Source organism: Micromonospora vinacea, from assembly GCF_015751785.1.
Taxonomy (GTDB): domain Bacteria; phylum Actinomycetota; class Actinomycetes; order Mycobacteriales; family Micromonosporaceae; genus Micromonospora; species Micromonospora vinacea.
This window is the reverse complement of sequence record NZ_JADOTY010000001.1, coordinates 2,343,073-2,361,545: the sequence shown is the minus strand read 5'-3', so window position 1 is coordinate 2,361,545 and position 18,473 is coordinate 2,343,073. Positions and strand designations below refer to the sequence as shown.

Sequence of the window (18,473 nt, the reverse complement as noted above, 5' to 3'; positions counted from 1 at the left end):
GCGGTCGCCGTCGCGGCCACCCACTCCTCGGCTGCCGGCCGGGACCTGGACCTTGACCGGTCCCGGCCGGCAAGCCGTAGGCATCCCTCCAGCACGCCGCGAGGGGTCAGCCCCGCACCGGGCCGGCACGGGCGCTCGCCGCGGCCACCCGGGTCAGGCCGGGTAGTGGCGTGAACGCCACCTCGACTGTCACCAGCACGTCCAACCCGTCGAGGTGACAGCCGACCAGCCGGCCATCGTTACGACCGGCGAGGTCGGACGCGGACGCGCAGGCCACAGCGTCGCCGTCGAGCGCCCGGGCGGCCCCGGCCAACGCGCCGAGGTCGGCTGCTACGGCCGCCCGCTGGCGCGCCATGCCGGCGGCGACGATGGCGGCGCCGAAAGTTCCGAACACCACGAAGACGAGCCCCATCGCCAGCAGCAGAACCGTCGCGCCGCCTCGCTGCCGGTCCGGCCGGCCATCAACGAGCCCTCCGGCAGCCGGTGGGTGACCGGCGCGGTGTGACGGATCGTCAGTTTCTGGCACTACCAACTCCCCTCGTGAGCGCCCGGTTCGACGGCGGCGACGGCGGTGGCGACCACTGTGATCCGGGGTAGCCGGCCGCCCAACGTCCGCACGGGTGCCCGTACCGTCGCCTGCGCCCGGTCGCCGTCGACGGACACCGACACCGCCGCACCCGGCGGCGCCACCCGGCCACCCTCCGCGCTGCCGTCCGCGCCCCGGGCGGCGGCGAGCGCCGCCTCCCGGGCCGCGTGCAGGCAGCCCGCCTGTGCGCTGACGGCGTTGACAGCGGTCAGGCCGGCCAGCAGGAGCAGGAGCAGCGCCGGCAGGCCGGCCGCCAGTTCGGCGGTAAAGGAGCCCCGGTCCCCGCCCGCAGCCCGTACGAGGACGCGAAGTCTCCGCCCACCGCGTGCCGCCGGCCCGGGAACGCTCGACAGTGACTCGCGGCCGACCCGCCGGCGCTCGATCACTTCAGCGCCCGGTCGATGACGGCGGTCAGCGCCGACTGGACGTTGCCGGAGGTCAGCACCTTCAACAGGATCCCGGCGAAGGCGACCGCGGCGAGAGTGCCCACGGCGTACTCGGCCGTGTTCATCCCGGCATCGCCGCGCAGGCGACCGATGAGTTTGCGCATGACTTGTTTCCCTTCTCGATGGGTCAGAGCACGTCGCCGAGAACGGCGACGATCACCGGCACGAGTCCGGCGAGAATGAACGCCGGCAGGAAGCAGAGCCCCAGCGGCAGGACGATGAGCACACCCGCCCGGCGGGCCGATGCCTCCGCAGCGGTGGCCCGGTCGGCGCGCAGGTCGTCGGCGAGCCGGGTCAGTGCGCCGGCCAGGGCGGCGCCACTGTTGGCCGAACGCAACGCCGCCGCTGTCAGCCGCTCCGCGCCGGGCACCCCGTCCAGCGCGGACCATGCCTCCGCTGGGCCACCACCGAGCAGCAACGTGCGGCCAACCCGGGCCAACCGGCCGGCGAGCGGCCCGTCCAGCGCCTCGGCGACAGCCAGCACCGAGCGATCCACCGGCGCGCCCGCCCGCATCGCCGCGGCCAGGAGGTCGGCGGCGAGGGGCAGGTCGGCGGCCTCCTGCTGCCGCCGCTTGCGAACCGCGGGCGGTTCGATCCGCCGCAGCAGGACGTCGAGCAGGATCGCGGCCGGGAGAGCACCGAGCAGCCCGAGCCAGCCCTCGACGACGATGGCCACGGCAAGCCCACCCAGCACCGCCACGAGCCGGATCACGTCCGGTCGCCGCCGCCACCGGCTGGCTGAGCCGCGCTGGTTCGCCGGGCCGGGCTGGCTGGCTGAGCTACGTCGGCTCCCCGAGCTGGGCTGGCTCGCCGAGCTGGTCCGGGCGGCGTAGTTGGGCTGGCCGGCGGAGTTGGGCTGGCCGGCGGAGTTGGGCTGGCCGGTTCGGTTCCGGGGCGTCATCCGGCCCGTCCCGGTGTCGCGCCCAGCCGTTCCGCCCAGAGGAGGCCCACGACCTGCAGGGCGACCGCGACGACAGCGCAAGCCCCGCCGACCGTGCTGTGCAGGAGCACCGCCAAGGGGTCGACGCCGATGCCGTACCCGAGCCCGATCCCGCCGATCGGCAGCGCCGCCAGTAGCCAGGCGGTGGCCCGGGCACCGGCCGCCTGGGCCGCCGCTGCGGCCAGGCCCCGGTCGGTCGCCCGGGCGTCCGCCTCGATCCGCTCGACGAGCTCGGCCAGCGGCGCGCCGGTCCGGTCGGCCAACCGCACCGCCGCCGAGGTCAGCTGATGTAGGCGGCTCGCCCCGTCCCGCTCGACGGCCGCGACCTCGAACGCGCGTGGGACGGGCAGGCCGGCCCGTAGATCCGCCGCGAGGCCGCAGAGCTGGTCCAGCCCACGTCGCCGGTCCCGCTCGGCGCTCCGGTTCACTCGCCAGCGCAGCGCGGCGCGCACGGCCAGCGTGCCGTATCCGGCCATCGCGACCGCGGCCACCGGACCGCCGACCACGGCACCCACACCACCGCCGAGCAGGCCGACCACCGGCAGCACCCGGATCGTCGATCGCGAGGTGCGCACCGACGGCGTACCCGGCGTTCTGCCGGTCGGGTCGACGCGCCCGTGGTCGGGGCAGTCGGCGATCACGCACCCGTCGACCACCGTCACACCGGTCGTGTCGCTCCGACAGCCGAGGTCCAGGTCGCCGTGCCCAGCGGCGGTTGCCGGGCCGGAGAGGTCCCGCTGACCGTCCACACCGCTGACGCCCATCGTGCTCGTGGCCGCCGACGCGGCGGGCCGTTGTTCCGGACCGAGCACGGCGGTGGCCATCTCGGGCCCGCCGGCGCCGGTCGGGCGTCGGGGATCTCGACGGGTTGGCGGGCGCGTCGGGCCCTGCGGACGCGTGAACCCGCCTGCCGTTCCCGGCCACCTCGGGCTGCGGACGACATCCTGGTCGGGCCAGCCGAGTGCCGTCCGCCTTCCGCCGGAGCCCGCGGTGCTACCTGGCTGGCCAGCGACACCGGCCGATTGACCCGAGGTCGGGGCAGCGCCGGTGCCGCCAATCGGCCCGTCCGCCGGGCGACCGAGTTCCCTGATCCACTGCACCAGGGCCTCATCGGGATCGACACCGCCGGCACTCCGTCCGGGCGTCAGCACACGACGTCGACGGGCCCGAACGCTCCGCACGGGCCAGGCCACCAGGGCGGCGGCGACCAGGAGCAGCGCCGCCACCAGCATCGTCTCGCCGGTCATGCCGGACCCGCCGATCCGGGCCAGGGCTCGCTGAGGATGGGTGGCACCGCCACCCCACGCTCCCGCAGCAGCGCCCCGAGGGCGCGAGCGGCGAGCCCGAGCCCACTGCCGCGCACCCAGGCGGGCACCACGGTCACCATCCGCTCGGGCCCCTCGGGCAGCAGCAGGCAGACCGACTCCAGGACACGACCCTGATCGCCACGTCGTACCTGGAACAGCACCTGCAACGCGGCGGCGACCTGGGCGTGCAGCGCGGCGCGAGGCAGCCCTCCCAACATGCCGAGGGCCTCCAGCCGGGCCGGCACGTCCGACGGTGTGTTGGCGTGCAGCGTGCCGGCGCCCCCGTCGTGGCCGGTGTTGAGCGCGGCCAGCAGATCGACCACCTCACCGCCCCGGCACTCCCCGACCACCAGCCGGTCCGGGCGCATTCGCAACGCCTGTCGGACCAGGTCTGCCAGGCTGACCACGCCCGTTCCCTCCACATTGGCGGTCCGCGCCTGGAGCCCCACCACGTGCGGATGCCCCGGGCGCAGCTCGGCGGCGTCCTCCACCAGCACGATCCGTTCGGTGGCCGGCACCATCCCCAGCAGGGTGTTGAGCAGGGTCGTCTTGCCCGACCCGGTGCCCCCGGTCACCAGGTATGCCAGGCGGGCCGCGACGACGGCGGCGAGCAGTGGTGCCAGCGGTCGCGGCACTGTCCCCTGGCGTACCAGCTCGTCGAGGGTGAACGGTCGATGTCGGAAGGTCCGCAGCGACAGATAGGGGCCTTCGGTCGCCACCGGCGGCAGCACGGCGTGCAGCCTGGTGCCGTCGGGAAGCCGGGCGTCCGCGTACGGGGAGCCGTCGTCGAGCCGCCGCCCGGCACTGGCGATCAGTCGCTGCGCCAACCGGCGGACGTCCTCCACCGAGCCCACCGGCACGGCTACCTGGTGCAGCCCCGACCCGCGGTCGACCCAGACCCGGGCGCCGTTGACGAGGACGTCGGTGACCTCCGGGTCGGCGAGCAGCGGCGCCAGCGGCCCGGCGCCGACGAGGTCGTCGCGCACCCGGTCGGCGATCCGCAGCATTGCCGTGTCACCGAGCACCGCGGCGGTGGGCTCGGCCCGTACCGCGGAGACGATCGCCGCCGCGGTGACCGGGGTGGTGGCCGCCGCGATCCGCTGCCGTACCCGGGCGGCGAGCGTGCCGTCCTCTGGCCCGGCGCTCATGCCGCACCGCTAGCCGGCGCGCCGGTGAGGTCGGCGACGATGCGTTGGCAGAGTGCGGCCAGTGGGCCCTTGCCCCCGGCGGCCGGCGCCTCGCCCCGCTCCAGCCCACGGCAGAGCCCCGGCTCTGGGCGCAACGTGCCGGCCAGGGGAAGGCCCAGCGCACGTGCCACCTCGGTGGCCCGCAGCCGCCCCGGGGCGGGCCCGCGCACCACCACCGAGAGCGCGGCGCAGTGCGGGGCGGCCGCGGCCACCACCCGAGTGGCCGCCGCGGTGGCCCGCAACTCGGCCGGCACGACGACGAACGTCTGGTCGGCGGCCTGCAACGCCACCACTGCCGCGTCATCCAACTGTCGGGGCAGGTCGATCACCACAAAGTCCCGCCCACGCCGCGCCGCGTCGACGGTCGCCGCCATCGCCGTCGCCGGCAACGCCAGCATCTCGCCGCGGTCCCAGGAGAGCACCACGAGGTCACCCCGGCTGGGCAGGGCCTGCACCAGCGCCGGGGCGTCCACCCGCCCGTCGGCGCTGGTGAGCGACGGCCAGCGCAGGCCTTCCAACTGCTCCCAGCCCAGCACGAGGTCGAGGCCACCACCGAGCGGGTCGGCGTCGACCAGGAGAGTGCGCAGCCGGGCCCGGGCGGCGGTCACCGCAAGACCACCGGCGAGCACACTCGCGCCCGCACCGCCCCGACCGCCGAGGACCGCGACCACCCGGGCGCCGACGCCGGTCGGACGGCCCGGGTCATGCTCGGCGAACCGATCCACCAACCACGGCTCCGCGGCCGGCAGCATGGCGACGTGCTCGGCCCCGATCAGCTCGGCGATCTGCCAGCCCGGGTCGAGCTGCCCGGCCCGGCCGACCAGCACCAGCCGGGGCCGCTGCGGCAACCGGGCGCGCAGACACGCCTGCGCCTGATCGGCGCCGAGCAGCACCAGGGGTGCGGGAAGCCAACGGGTACGGGCAGCCGCCGGGTCGCGGGCGAGCTCCACCTCGGTGCCACCGACGGCGGCGAGCCGGAGCACATCGTCGAGCAGATCGTCGTCGCCGGTGACGACCAGCGGAAGCCGGCGGATCGGCGGAACCGTGGTACGGGGTGGCATCGCGGCCTCCAGCGGTCGGGCTCTGGTATGCCGCCGACCCTGCTCGGAATCCGCCCCACGAGCCGACCCGATGTCGTCGCCTGTGGACAACCTGGTGGCCTGTGGAAAACCCCCGCCGAAACAGTTGATCTGTTAGGAGCGCGGGCATCGCCGCAGCTACTGCCACTGCGGGAAAACAGCGGGGCCGCTCCCGGACGGAGCGGCCTCGCAAGTCGGCGGTCAGCCGGGCTGATTTGCCCAGGCGGTATCGAGGATCACCTTGTACGAGCTGATCCGCACGGGCGACAGCGTCAACAGCTCATCGGCGAGCAATTCGCCCGTCCTCGGATCGAAGATCAGAAGAGATTGCTGGTCGTGTTCGCGGTCGTCGAAGGTGACGGCGACTCCATCGCGGCCGGCACGGTCCGTGACCTGCCCCCGCCAGCGGAAGCCGGGCACGTCAGCGAGGACCCGCAGGACCGCCGCTCGGGTCGCACGCGGCACGACGTACTGCCCGTAGAGCGTGCCGACCCACTTGCTCGCCGCCCCCGCGCCGTACTCGACCTTCAGCCGCTCCCGGAGCTCCGACGGGTCGGCCGACAGCGGCCTGAGATCCTCGGGCGACAGCGGCCTGACGCTCGGTGCGGGGGTGCCGGTGGCTGCTGGCCGCGCAGCGCTCTCGCGCTGCCAGTAGTCCCGGGACTCCTGGTCCGGGTACTGCGGCTCCAGTTGGGTCCTGATCTGGTTACCGGTCCCGTCGGCGGCCTGCCAGACCTTCGTCTCGCTGGCGAAGGCCACGTGGTGGCGGCCGTCGGCGGACGTCATCACCGGATCGCCCCACACCTTCGTGTGGTGATACATGTAGCGCCCGCTCTGGTGGTCGTACGCCGTGTCTTTGATCTTGTCGGCCAGCATGCGCAGCTGCGGGCCGGCGGCCGGCGGATCCGCGTCGAACTGGTACGCGACCGGCATGAGCACCAATCCCGCTGCCGCAGGCGGCTCGCCCGGAGTGTCCGGTGCACCCTGGCCGAACGGCTGGAGCACCGCCACGGCACCGACCGCGACCGCCAGCGTCCCGGCCGCCAGGACCAGCCGGCGGGTCGGGTGTACGCGACGACGCCCGGCCACCGTCTCGATAGCGCTGGCGCGGTCGATCAGCTCGCGCGCCGAGACCAGCGGTGGCCCGACGGCGGCGTTCCGGGCCGGGTCGGCCGGGCCGAGAAGAGTACGGGTTCGCTCTGCTCCGAACATCACAGATCCTCTCGAATGGTCACCAGCACCGGTCGACGCCGGGTCTGCGCGGGCCGGCCCGACATCGCTTCGGCGAGACGACGGCGGGCGCGATGCAGGCGCACTGCGGCGGTCGCCCCGGTGCAGCCGAGAACCTTGGCCGCCTCGGACACCGTCAGCTCCTCCCAGCCGACCAGCCGGAGGATTTCCTGGTCGAGGTCGTTGAGGTTGGCCAGAGCGGCCCAGATGTCGGCGACCCCGACGCTCGTGTCGGCACCCGACGATCCGGCCAGTCGCTCAAGGTCGACGTCGGTGATCGGGAGGAGGTCCGGTGCGCTGCGTCGAGACCGCCACTGGTTTGCCAGTAGGCGCCGGGCCACCCCGTACAGCCAGGGCAGGCTGCGCTCCGGCACCTCGGCTCGGCGACGCCAGGCGACGACGAAGACCTCCTGGGCAAGCTCCGCCGAGGCATCCCGGTCAGCGAGCCGGCGCAGGCCGTACCGGAATATGTGCTCGTAGTCGGCGGCGTAGAGACTGGTGAACCAGCCCTCGTCCCGCTTCTTCGGTGGACCCACCCGAACCCCCATTGCCTCGGCGACTCTCACAGTGGCTTGTGTCGCTGAGAGGGCTGGCATTACCGCGCGGCCGAGGGTGGGTGCCGCCCACCGGGAAACGAACGCTGCGGTCAGTCGTCGATCGCCTGGTAGACAGTGGTCCAGAAGTCGTGCCACATCGGCAACCGCTGGTCACCCGCGTGCGCCCGCTGCATGAAGACAATCGTCGTCAGGTCCTCGGCGGGGTCGTTGTACCAGGCGGTGCCGTAGAAGCCGGGCCAGCCGTAGCTGCCGACCGAGGGCCCGAGGTGCGTACGGCGGGTCCGGACCGACATTCCGAAACCCCAGCCGATGGCGTCGAAGTAACCGGGCCAGAACCCGGAGATGGCCTTCTGCGTAGAGGTCAGGTGGTCGCTCGTCATCAGCGTCACCGCCGGCCGCGACAGCACCCGCTCGCCGCCGTGGGCACCGCCGGCAAGCAGCGCCGAGGCGAAGGCCAGGTAGTCCTGGGCGGTCGACACGAGACCGCCGCCGCCGGACTCGAACATCCGCTGTCGACTGAACCGCCCGTCGGGAGCGTCCTCGACAACCGCTTCGCCGGTGGCGGCGTTGTCCTGCTCGTACGCCGTCGCGAACCGGCCGATGCTCTCGCTACCCACGCTGAAGCCAGTGTCGGCCATCCCCAGTGGCTTGCAGACCCGCTCACGCACGGCATCCCCGAAGGACATACCGGTGGCCCGGGCGATGAGCACACCGGTCACGTTGGCGGCGGTGTCGTACATCCAGCGCTCACCCGGCTGGTGGACGAGCGGAAGGTCACCGAGCTGGCGGATCCACTCGTCCGGCGACTGATATTCGAGTGCGTCCAGCGCGTCGGCGATCGGCACCGTTCCCGGCTCGGCGGGGACCATGCCGGTGCCAAGGGTGCCGTCCAGGACGTCCCGCACCGTTATCGGGCGTTCCGCCGGGACGGTGTCGTCCAGTGGACCGTGGGGATCAGCGAGCACTGTCATGCCGGCCAACTCCGGGAGGAGATCGTCGACCGGGTCGTCGAGGCGGAGAGTGCAGTCCTCGACGAGGGTCATCGCACACGCGGCGACGATCGGCTTCGACATCGAGCCCAGGCGACAGATCGTGTCGACCGCCATCGGCGTCTGCGACCCGGGACCCTCGAACGCGAGATGACCCGTTGCCTCGATGTGCACCTCGCCGTGCCGGGCGAGGACGACCACCATGCCCGGGACGAAGCCGGACTCGACGCGGTGCTCGATCAGCCCCTGCAGCCGAGCCAGCCGTTTCGACGAGAAGCCGCCAGCTGCCACCTGTTACCTCCTCAGCTCATCCCGTTTGGCAAATTACACGGCAGGCGGCGGTCGCATGGTCCGCGACGAGGTTGGGTGGCAGCGGTCCCACTCCTGCAAGCTACGGTCGGCGGCGCAGCGTTGCCTGATGCCGGGGAGGCGAGGGGTGACAGAGTTTGAGGACACCTACCGCGGACTTCTCCTTGTTGATCCGCCGCTACGCCGGCAATGGCTACTCGACCGCAAGCCTGCCTCGGTCAGTCACGCGCATTGGTGGATCGCACTCATCGACGCGGCGACCTCGGACGTGCACCGCCAGCACCGCGGATGGCCCAGCCATCGACCCTGCGCCGACATGCCACTGGCGGTCTTCCTGATCGACCTCGCATCAGAACACGGTTTCCCAACGGAGGTGGCGGTCGCGCAACTCGCCTCGCTCATCACGATCGCCCTTGATGCAGGTCAGCGAGTCCAGGACCTACCTGCCAGCGCTCGTCCGGACGCTGTCGCCCGGCGGGCTGTAGACAGCTTCGGCATGACTCGGGAACAAGCCGCTGCCCGGGCAGCGAGCCTTCGCGCAACTCCGCTCACCGAGGAGGATTTCGTCCAGCCAGGTGAAGACTGGCAGGCGAGTTGGGAAGCACTCGCAGTGACCGACGACTACCAGGACTACCACCGGCTTCTCAACATCAACCGAGTCTTGACCGACCTCGTGCCCCTCGTCGACCAGATGACCGACGCCCACCTCGTCACTGACGTCCAGGCATGGCTTCAGGTGCTGACCGAACTAGACCCCGTCCCGGAGGTGATCACACCATCCGACCGAACGCCGGAGGAACCGCTCGACCGAGGATGAGCTGCCATGAACGATGACGAAGGGCTGGACCTCGCCGAAGAACTGGTCCTCTGCTCTCTGGAAGATTCACCGCTACCCCTGTGGGAACTCGGCTGGGCTGAGGCGCCGTCACGGCAGCGGGTGACTGCGGTCCTCGGGCCGGGCCTGATCTCGTTGGTAGCCCGCGGCCTCATCAAGGTGCGCCGCTTCGACTGCTGGCCAGCGCAGTGGGATCGGGGCGTCCCGCTGGCAGGCGACGATCTTCTGCGTGAGAGCGGTACACCCACAGCCGAGCGACTACGCCGTCGCCCCGGAGGTAGTCGGCCGCTCTGCTGCCTCTGGCTGCGGAAAAGCCTTCCCTGGACGGTCTGAACAGCCAGGAGACACACCTTCACCTGGCCGGAAGTGCTCCCGGGGAAAGGGACGACCCTCGTCGGGGGGATGCGGTCCCGCGCTGTCGACCGCTGCCAACTGGTGGTGGCACGCGTCAACGAGCAGGTGCTGGCCCTCGTCGCTTGCCATTCAAGGCCGACCAGCACCGGCGCTCGCGCTGCCTCTTTGCTGCCTCGCTGCCTGAGCTGCCTCGCTGCCTGACGCTCGCTTACAGGTCCTGTGCAAATCGTCCGGTTGCCCACGCGCGTTAATGTGCCCCGTGATCGTATGGCTCAACGGCACCCACGGCGCGGGCAAGACGACGACCAGCGCACTCGTGCAACAACTGATCCCGGATTCACGGGTGTTCGACGCCGAGAAGGTCGGCGAGACACTCATGGACATCACGCCGGGGCTGCCCGAGACGGACAACTTCCAGCACTGGCCGCCGTGGCGACAGCTCGTCGTCGAGACCGCCCGCCGCGTGCTCGACTACACCGGCGGCACTCTGGTGATGCCTATGACCGTCCTGGTGGAGCAGTACTGGCGCGAAATCAGCGGGGGCCTCGCCCAGCACGCCATACCGGTAAGGCACTTCGTCCTCCACGCAGACCAAGACACCCTCCGCAGGCGTATCGAGGGAGAACACCCCGTTCCGTCGCCGTTCCGCCTCAAATACCTTGAGCCCTACGCCGAGGCGGCCCGCACGTGGCTGCATGCCGAGGCCGAAGTCGTTGACACCACGCACCTCACGCCCGCCCAAGCAGCCCAGCAGATCGTCCTCCGAGCTACCGGGGGAAGCCCAGGGGCCTAACCTCAACTGACGCGGCCGGCGTGAGTGAGTGGCACTTTCGTACTGACGGGCGCCGCAGATCTGGGCGATACTTCTTCACTGGCTGATCAGGCGGGGATAGGAGCAGCGGCTTGGAACCGCAGTCCGGAGACGGCGTTGATGCGGTCGAACGTGCGCGCGAACTGGTTCGGGCCGAGCAGTTCGGGCCCGCCATCGAACTGCTGCGCGAGCACCTGAACGCGCACCCGGATGACGGCATCGCCTGGCACCGACTCGCCGGCGCCTTGATTGGTCTCGACGACCATGCCGCTGCGGTCGATGCGGCTGGTCGAGCAATCGAAATCGACCCCGAGGACGTGGCTGCCTACCGCTACCGGGCGCTCGCTTTTCTCATGCTCAACCGGGACGGGGATTCGTATGCCGACGCGAAGCGCGCGGTGGAGCTTGCGCCCGATGACCACGAGGCGCTGAGCCTGCTCGCCCGGAACGTCGTCGAGGTCGATCGCGACGTAGCGCGGTTCAAGGAGCTCATCCAGCGGGCGCTCACCGTGAATCCGGACAGTGCCCCTGCACGGCACCTGGCCAGGCAGTATCGGAGGCGCCATCGCCGGACCCTAACCGTCGCGATACACCTTGTGACACTCCCGGCCGCGATCGTGTTGCTGCTTGGTTGGTTCGCGGTAGACACCGGCAGGTCGATGGACGCTCGTTGGATGGTGTGGCCCTGCCTTGTCGCGCTGGCCGTCATCCTTGTCAGAGGCATGTTCACTTGGTCGGCACGCGGCGTGCTCCCGATGCTCACACTGCCCCAGGTGTCGGCAGCGGCGGGCGCCGCCGGAGTTGTCGTGGCAGGCGCGGGTTACGGCGCTACACGAGAAATCCCAGCCGCAGCCCTCCTTGGCCTGACCGCCCTCGCGATATCGAGCGTCTTCGGGCTTCTTCTCCTGCTCCGTCACGACGCACGGCACAACCGCCGATCAGAAGAATCTACGACTGGCCGTAGATCGTCTAGCCGGACAAGTCACGCAGGTCCTGAGACCGGTCTGTCACGCAGGTCCTGAGACCCGACTTCGCCGGCACGCTCTTTCAGGCAGACAATAGCGACCCGTCCACCTGTCGTCGGACCAGCGCCATCGTCAATGATCCCGCGAGGAGGAACAGCACGCCGAGAAGAATCCAACCGGGCCAACCGTGCTCAAGCGCGGTCGCCGTCACGACCAGCGGCGCGAGCATCGAGCCCAGTGCCGCTCCGGTCTGGCTGACACCCTGGTACGCGCCGACGTTGGCAGGGTCGGCAAGCTCGAAGGCGAGCGTCCAACTGCCTGCCTCGGACAGGATCTCGGCGAGGCTGTGTGCCACGGTCGCGAGCGTCAGCATCACCACGACGACAGTGATCGCGCCGTGGGCGGACAGGGCGTACAGGCCACAGGCCAGCGCGAGCAATGTACCGGCCCCGGCGACCGCGCGGCCGGCCGAGCGGATGGTTTTCGCTCCGCGTGCCGCCCAGATCTGAAGCAGGGACACGATGACGGTGTTCAATGCCAGCAGCGCCGCGATGGTCGCCGGGGGTGCCTTCGTCGAGCCGGCGACCCAGAGTGGTACCCCCACCGTGAGCATGCCAACTTGCATGCTCATGACGGCGTAGAGGCCGGTGATGGCCAGATAGGTCCGGTCGCGCAGTGGTGATTGGCGTACGCCGGCCGTCCGAGACCCGTCGGTCGCGGTGAGCTCGGCGCCGCGGTCCATCCGGCGCAGCAAGAATGCGGAGACGAACAGCAGTGCTCCGGTGGTGAGCATCGCCAGCAGATATGCCAGTTTCGTGTCGAGCACGAGGGCGACGGCTGCCAGCGCGGTTCCCACGCCGATGAAGGCGTTGGTGACCACCCGCAGGCGGGCGCGCATCTCCACGCGGTCCGGACCGGTGAACGACTCGGCGATCATCGTCGTCAGGGCGGTGCGCTGCATGGCCTGTTGTCCGACGGCGGCACAGGCGACGACAACGAACGCGGCCGGGGTGTGGACCAGGAGGTAGGCCACCAGCGCCAGGCCCTGGCCGGCGGTTGTGGCGATCAGCACCCGGCGCGCGCCGACGACACGGGCCAGGTAGCCCGCAGCCAACGAAGCGGCGACGGCGACCGCCCCGGCGATCGTCAACCCGAGCCCGACCGTGGTCGCGGCGAAGCCGGCGACGTGTGTGAAGAACAGCACGCTGACGCTGAAAAAGACTCCCTTGGAAAGCGAGCTGGTCATGGTGGCCCAGGTCAGCGCGCGGGCGACGGGATCGTCCGGACGCAGGTACCGCCGAACCCAGCCGGCCGCCGCTGACCGGTGGCGGTCTGTCACAAGATGCATGCCGTCAGTTGTCGCAGCGTACCGGCCGACCACGCCAACGATGTAGCCTTTTGCTTCATGGTCCGGTACGAGCTGCTCGGCATGGATGTGGCCGATCTCCGGTTCGCGGTGTCCCCGCTCAACGAGGCGGTGCTGTCCCTGCGGGCTTGGCGCGATCCAGGACGATTTCCGCTTCAGTTGCGCTGGCTACACGCGCTCGAAGCCGTGCGCGGCAGCCTTGACGAGGCCATGCTGCTCGCATTGACGGACGTCCGGCTGTGGACACCTGATTTTCTCAACCCGCGTCCGCACTCACCGCTGACCCGCTTCGACGACGAACTCGCGAAACTGGCCAGTACCGACCCGACGGTCATCGAACGAGACCTGCGAGCGGTGCACGGCGCGACGCCACTTCCCGAACCACTACAGGGTTCCGCCGCAGAGGTGCTCAATCGGATCATCGATGCGCTCGCCACGTACTGGCGGTTCTGCTTCGAGCCGCACTGGCCACGGATGCGGGCGATCCTCGAAGGCGACGTCACCTTCCGAGGACGACAAATCGCCCAGCGGGGTCTCGCCACGATGCTCAGCGGATTGTCGGACACGGTGCGGCTCGTCGGAAACGTGGTCGAGGTACGGCTGCGCTCGAAGCTCGACTACGCGCGACCGGCCAATGGCGGGCTGACCCTGGTGCCGAGCCTGTGGACCACCAACGCCTCGACACCCATCTCGGCCGACGAGCCACCGATGATCCTCTATTCCGCGCGTGGCGCGGCGACCCTGTGGGAGCCGCAGGTCCTGCCCGCACCAGACGGTCTCGCGGGACTTTTGGGCACCACTCGGGCCGGTCTGCTCAGCCATCTCGACACGCCCGCCTCCTCCACCGAGTTGGCCGCCCGCCTCGGCGTCACCCCGACAGCGGTCAATCAGCACCTTCGAGCATTGCGCGCGGGCGGACTGCTGGTCGGCACCCGACACGGCCGATCGGTGCTCTACCGCCGCTCCGACCTCGGCGACATGTTGGTTACCTCGGCCGCTCCGCATTCGTGAGGCCCGCAGGCCGAATGGCCGACATCGGCGGACCGTCAGACACCGCCCCGGTGCGCCACCTCCGGCACCGCTCACACCAGCAGTGCCCAACCTGGCCGCTCGCCTCCTGGAGGCGTTCGACGGCTCTGCCGCCTCTCTGCTGCCTCCGGCCCTAGAAACGCCGTCCCTGGACGGTCTGGACGGGTCGGAGGACGACTTGTGAGCTGTGGTGGAGCGCTTCCAGCAGAAAGGGACGACCCCCGTCGGGGGGAGACGGGGGTCGTCGGAGGTTCGGCTCCGGGGGGGTCGAGCCGAACCACTCAGCGGTCACGGGGGGTGCAACCGCTGAGGGTCTGCCTGTTTCGAGGATGTGAAAGCTCGTCGTACGGACAAGTCTGCCTGAGCGGGCCCGTCACGTCGAGTGGTGCTGCCTCCACTCACTGCGAAAATCTCCTCGCAGAGTGTGAGCGTGATCACGTAGAGCGGAGAGCCCGCAGGTCTGAGGGGTGGCATGACCCCGGGCACCCGCCGACGATAGACCATCCGGCTAGACTTTCGCGCCGTGGGCCGAAGTGCCGCTTTCTTCGATCTGGACAAGACCGTCATCGCCAAGTCGAGCGCCCTGGCGTTCGGTCGGCCGTTCTACCGGGATGGGCTGATCACCCGGCGTGACGTGGTCAAGTCGGCGTACGCGCAGCTGATGTTCCGGCTGGGCGGCACCGACGAGCAGACCATGGCCCGAACACGGGACTACCTGGCTGCGCTCTGCAAGGGCTGGCAGGTGGAGCAGGTCCGCCAGATCGTCGCGGAGACACTGCACGAGCTGATCAACCCCTACGTGTACGCCGAAGCCGCCGCCCTGATCGAGGAGCACCAGGCGGCCGGGCGGGACGTGGTGCTGGTGTCGGCGTCCGGTGAGGAGATGGTCCGGCCGATCGGCGAGCTGCTCGGGGTGACCGACGTGATCGCCACTCGGATGACGGTGGCGGACGGCCGGTACAGCGGCGAGGTCGAGTTCTACGCGGCCGGCCCGAGCAAGGTGGAGGCGGTCAGCGAGTTGGCCGCCGCCCGGGACTACGACCTGGCTGATTCGTACGCCTACTCCGACTCGTACAGCGATCGCCCGTTGCTGGAGTGCGTCGGCCACCCGAGCGTGGTCAACCCGGACCGGCAGCTGCGCAAGCTGGCCTCGGAGAACGCGTGGCCGGTGCTGGAGTTCCGGCACCCGATCCCGCTGGGCCGGCGGCTGCGGGAACGGCCCGCAGTCCCGGTGGCCGCGGCGGCCCTGGGGGTCGGGGTGGGTGTGGCCATCGGCATCGCCTGGTACGGCCGGCACCGCCGCACCCGAGCCGCCACCACCGCCTGACCCCACCCAACCGCTCAGGCGGCGGCGAGGATCTCGTCGCCGATGGTGGTGAGTTGATCGGCGCCGACCTCGACGGCGGCCATGTAGTGGCGTAGCCAGGAGCGCAGCCCGTCGGGGGTGCCGGTGGCGAAGGCACCGGCCGCGCCAACGTACTCGGGCTCCCGCTCGCGGTGCCCGACGTCGACGGCGAGCAGGCCGCGCGGGTCGAGGCCGCTGGCGAGCAGCACCAGCCGGGCGGCCCCGCGGGCCACCACGCCGGACGGCCCGGCGAACGGGCGCAGGTTCAGCAACTCCCCGTGTACGACCGCGGCGAGCACCAGCGGGGAGACCTTCGTGCCGCCGGCGACGAGGCCGGCCAGCCCGTCCAGTCGGGTGGCGACCACCGGGTCGGCGACCGGGCGGCCCAGTTCGGCTTCCGACACCAGGTCCCGGGCGGCGAGCACGTGCAGCTTCGCGAGCGCCTGGCGGGGCGCCTTCGGCCACAGCTCACTCAGGCCCGGCAGCGCTCCGGCGACCCGCAGCGCACCCTGGAGCACCGGGTCGGTGACGGTGCCCGCCCGGACCGCCTCACGCTCGTGCCCGGCCCCCTCAAGGGCTGCGCTGGCCACCGCGGAGCGCAGGCTGACCTCGGCGGCCACCTGGCCACCGTGTCGGCGCAGCGCCCGGTGCCCGAGCGCCTGGTCGAACCGCGCGCGGGCCTGCTCGACGGCGGCGGTGATGTCGGCGAGCGCGAGCAGGGGCGCGAGCGGGTCGGTGGTCACCCCGCCACGCTAACGACCCGTCCCGGCGCGGCGGGCCGCACCCGCCCGCAACGCGACCCGGACCACCCGACCCGGGGGCGAACCGGCGGGGACGGGCCGCCGGGCGCGCGGCGGGGGCCACTCGGCGCGACGCAGTGGGCAGCCGTGGCCGGTCGCGGGCCCCGCGACTACCCTCGTGCCATCGAGACCCAGGTCACCCCGAGGATGAGGAGCCACGGCATGAGCGAGGCATTGGCCAATCTGCTGAACGAGACGCGCCAGTTCCCCCCGCCGGCCGAACTCGCCGCGCACGCCAACGTCACCGTCGACGCGTACGCCGAGGCGGAGGCCGACCGGCTCGCCTTCTGGGCGAAGCAGGCCGATCGGCTGGCCTGGTCGAAGAAGTGGGATGAGGTGCTCGACTGGTCGAACCCGCCGTTCGCGAAGTGGTTCGTGGGCGGGCAGCTCAACGTCGCGTACAACTGCCTGGACCGGCACGTCGAGGCGGGCCGGGGCGACAAGGTGGCGATCCACTGGGAGGGCGAGCCGGGCGACACCCGCACCATCACGTACGCGGACCTGCACGAGCTGACCTGCCGGGCGGCGAACGCGCTCACCGACCTGGGGGTGACCGCCGGCGACCGGGTGGCGATCTACCTGCCGATGATCCCGGAGGCGGCGGTGGCGATGTTGGCCTGCGCCCGGATCGGCGCCGCGCACAGTGTGGTCTTCGGTGGCTTCTCCGCGGACTCGTTGAGCAACCGGATCCAGGACGCCAGCGCCAAGGTGGTGATCACCGCGGATGGTGGTTACCGGCGGGGCAAGCCGTCGGCGTTGAAGCCCACTGTGGACGAGGCGGTGGCGAACTCCCCGTCGGTGGAGCACGTGCTCGTGGTCCGCCGTACCGGTGAGGACGTGGCGTGGTCGGAGAAGGACCACTGGTGGCACGAGACGGTGGAGACCGCGTCGGCCGAGCACACCGCGCAGCCGTTCGACGCCGAGCACCCGCTGTTCATCCTCTACACCAGCGGCACCACGGCCCGCCCGAAGGGCATCCTGCACACCACCGGCGGCTACCTCACCCAGGCGTCGTACACGACGCACGCGGTGTTCGACCTGAAGCCGGAGACGGACGTCTACTGGTGCACTGCCGACATCGGCTGGGTCACCGGCCACTCCTACATCGTGTACGGGCCGCTCTCCAACGGCGCCACGCAGGTGATGTACGAGGGCACCCCGGACACGCCGCACAAGGGCCGGTTCTGGGAGATCATCGACAAGTACGGGGTGAGCATCCTGTACACCGCTCCCACCCTGATCCGGACGATGATGAAGTGGGGCGACGACATCCCGGCCGGCTTCGACCTGTCCTCGCTGCGCCTGCTGGGCAGCGTCGGCGAGCCGATCAACCCGGAGGCCTGGATGTGGTACCGGGAGCACATCGGCCGGGGCGAGCTGCCGGTTGTGGACACCTGGTGGCAGACCGAGACGGGCGCCATCATGATCTCGCCGCTGCCCGGGGTGACAGCGGCCAAGCCGGGTTCGGCGATGACGCCGCTGCCGGGCATCGTGGCCGACGTGGTGGACGACCAGGGCCAGTCGGTGCCGAACGGTGGGGGCGGCTACCTGGTGCTGCGCGAGCCGTGGCCGTCGATGCTGCGCACCATCTGGGGTGACGACGACCGGTTCATCGACACGTACTGGTCGCGTTTCCAGGGCATGTACTTCGCGGGCGACGGTGCGAAGAAGGACGACGACGGGCACATCTGGCTGCTCGGCCGGGTGGACGACGTGATGTTGGTGTCCGGGCACAACATCTCGACGACCGAGGTGGAGTCGGCGTTGGTGTCGCACCCGTCGGTGGCCGAGGCGGCGGTCGTCGGTGCGACCGACCCGACCACCGGTCAGGCGATCGTCGCGTTCGCCATTCCGCGGGGCAGCACGGACATCGCCGGTGACGCGGGTGAGCAGCTCATCGCCGACCTGCGCAACCACGTGTCGAAGACGCTCGGCCCGATCGCCAAGCCGCGACAGATCATGCTGGTGCCGGAGCTGCCGAAGACCCGCTCCGGCAAGATCATGCGCCGGCTGCTGCGGGACGTGGCGGAGAACCGGTCGCTGGGCGACGTGACCACGTTGCAGGACTCCTCGGTGATGGACCTGATCTCCTCGGGCATGAGCGGAACGAAGTCCGACGAGGACTGACGGTAGGCGTACTCATTGGAGGGTGGCGGTCCGTGCGGACCGCCACCCTCCGTCATGTCTTACGGGTACGGTCCGCGCCGCCTCACCACTGTCACATCGGTCGGTCGGGGGAGTCGGGAGAAGCTGAACGGGCACAGGCGTAGATCACCTCTGTCCTTTCAGCCGGTTGTGCTTTAGGTTCACGCAGGTTGGAAGAGTTCGACACACATCG

General features: G+C 71.0%; 18 protein-coding genes and 1 pseudogene. 6 read left to right on the top strand and 13 right to left on the bottom strand.

Annotated features, from left to right (window positions below):
• Positions 1-106 precede the first annotated feature (106 nt).
• The 10 genes and pseudogenes from IW249_RS11375 to IW249_RS11330 all read right to left on the bottom strand — a co-directional run bounded on the left by IW249_RS11375 (position 107) and on the right by IW249_RS11330 (position 8,612).
• The gene (locus tag IW249_RS11375) at positions 107-526 is read right to left on the bottom strand and encodes an Rv3654c family TadE-like protein (RefSeq protein ID WP_307788568.1); all 420 of its coding nucleotides are present in this window, start codon (positions 524-526) and stop codon (positions 107-109) included.
• A complete protein-coding gene (locus IW249_RS11370) occupies positions 526-939 on the bottom strand; it encodes a TadE family type IV pilus minor pilin (protein ID WP_196924743.1) in 414 nt (137 codons plus the stop codon). Before IW249_RS11370 ends, IW249_RS11375 begins: the two co-directional genes overlap by 1 nt.
• A 29-nt stretch (positions 940-968) precedes the next feature.
• Positions 969-1,136, bottom strand: a complete 168-nt coding sequence (locus IW249_RS11365) for a DUF4244 domain-containing protein (protein ID WP_151492073.1) — start codon at positions 1,134-1,136, stop codon at positions 969-971.
• A 23-nt stretch (positions 1,137-1,159) separates the two neighbouring features.
• A complete protein-coding gene (locus IW249_RS11360) occupies positions 1,160-1,933 on the bottom strand; it encodes a type II secretion system F family protein (RefSeq protein ID WP_196920691.1) in 774 nt (257 codons plus the stop codon).
• Positions 1,930-2,559 (bottom strand): annotated as a pseudogene (locus IW249_RS35335) (hypothetical protein); the annotation flags it as partial. The pseudogene IW249_RS35335 and the gene IW249_RS11360, both read right to left, overlap by 4 nt.
• A gap of 656 nt (positions 2,560-3,215) precedes the next feature.
• Positions 3,216-4,427, bottom strand: coding sequence for a TadA family conjugal transfer-associated ATPase (locus IW249_RS11350; RefSeq protein WP_196920690.1), 1,212 nt, complete (start codon positions 4,425-4,427; stop codon positions 3,216-3,218).
• Positions 4,424-5,527 (bottom strand): septum site-determining protein Ssd, encoded by a 1,104-nt coding sequence (gene ssd, locus IW249_RS11345; RefSeq protein ID WP_196920689.1) that lies wholly within the window; start codon positions 5,525-5,527, stop codon positions 4,424-4,426. The genes IW249_RS11350 and ssd overlap by 4 nt, the downstream gene beginning before the upstream one ends.
• A 219-nt stretch (positions 5,528-5,746) precedes the next feature.
• The gene (locus IW249_RS11340) at positions 5,747-6,757 is read right to left on the bottom strand and encodes a CU044_5270 family protein (protein WP_196920688.1); all 1,011 of its coding nucleotides are present in this window, start codon (positions 6,755-6,757) and stop codon (positions 5,747-5,749) included.
• A complete protein-coding gene (locus IW249_RS11335) occupies positions 6,757-7,311 on the bottom strand; it encodes an RNA polymerase sigma factor (protein WP_307788567.1) in 555 nt (184 codons plus the stop codon). Before IW249_RS11335 ends, IW249_RS11340 begins: the two co-directional genes overlap by 1 nt.
• Before the next feature lie 110 nt (positions 7,312-7,421).
• Entirely contained in the window at positions 7,422-8,612 is a 1,191-nt protein-coding gene (locus IW249_RS11330) for a serine hydrolase domain-containing protein (RefSeq protein ID WP_196920687.1), read from the bottom strand.
• A 145-nt stretch (positions 8,613-8,757) separates the two neighbouring features.
• Here IW249_RS11330 and IW249_RS11325 point away from each other — a divergent pair, with 145 nt between their 5' ends.
• The 3 genes from IW249_RS11325 to IW249_RS11315 all read left to right on the top strand — a co-directional run bounded on the left by IW249_RS11325 (position 8,758) and on the right by IW249_RS11315 (position 10,612).
• Positions 8,758-9,447, top strand: coding sequence for a hypothetical protein (locus IW249_RS11325; RefSeq protein ID WP_196920686.1), 690 nt, complete (start codon positions 8,758-8,760; stop codon positions 9,445-9,447).
• Between the two features lie 6 nt (positions 9,448-9,453).
• Positions 9,454-9,798, top strand: a complete 345-nt coding sequence (locus tag IW249_RS11320; protein WP_196920685.1) for a hypothetical protein — start codon at positions 9,454-9,456, stop codon at positions 9,796-9,798.
• Positions 9,799-10,078: 280 nt separating this feature from the next.
• Positions 10,079-10,612, top strand: coding sequence for an AAA family ATPase (locus tag IW249_RS11315; RefSeq protein ID WP_196920684.1), 534 nt, complete (start codon positions 10,079-10,081; stop codon positions 10,610-10,612).
• Between the two features lie 86 nt (positions 10,613-10,698).
• Here the strand turns inward: IW249_RS11315 and IW249_RS11310 are convergent, their stop codons facing one another.
• Entirely contained in the window at positions 10,699-11,196 is a 498-nt protein-coding gene (locus IW249_RS11310) for a hypothetical protein (RefSeq protein ID WP_196920683.1), read from the bottom strand.
• Between the two features lie 481 nt (positions 11,197-11,677).
• Entirely contained in the window at positions 11,678-12,976 is a 1,299-nt protein-coding gene (locus IW249_RS11305; protein ID WP_307788566.1) for an MFS transporter, read from the bottom strand.
• Between IW249_RS11305 and IW249_RS11300 the strand changes: the two genes are divergently transcribed.
• The gene (locus IW249_RS11300) at positions 12,920-13,972 is read left to right on the top strand and encodes an ArsR/SmtB family transcription factor (RefSeq protein ID WP_307788565.1); all 1,053 of its coding nucleotides are present in this window, start codon (positions 12,920-12,922) and stop codon (positions 13,970-13,972) included. The genes IW249_RS11305 and IW249_RS11300 overlap by 57 nt on opposite strands.
• A gap of 541 nt (positions 13,973-14,513) precedes the next feature.
• Positions 14,514-15,317: an HAD family hydrolase gene (locus IW249_RS11295; protein WP_196920682.1), complete on the top strand. Its 804-nt coding sequence runs from the start codon at positions 14,514-14,516 to the stop codon at positions 15,315-15,317.
• A gap of 14 nt (positions 15,318-15,331) precedes the next feature.
• Here IW249_RS11295 and IW249_RS11290 read toward each other — a convergent pair whose 3' ends face one another.
• Positions 15,332-16,078: a Fic family protein gene (locus IW249_RS11290; protein ID WP_196920681.1), complete on the bottom strand. Its 747-nt coding sequence runs from the start codon at positions 16,076-16,078 to the stop codon at positions 15,332-15,334.
• 219 nt (positions 16,079-16,297) lie between these two features.
• On the opposite strand from IW249_RS11290, the gene acs reads away from it, so the two are divergent.
• Positions 16,298-18,262 (top strand): acetate--CoA ligase, encoded by a 1,965-nt coding sequence (gene acs / locus IW249_RS11285; RefSeq protein ID WP_196920680.1) that lies wholly within the window; start codon positions 16,298-16,300, stop codon positions 18,260-18,262.
• Positions 18,263-18,473 lie beyond the last annotated feature (211 nt).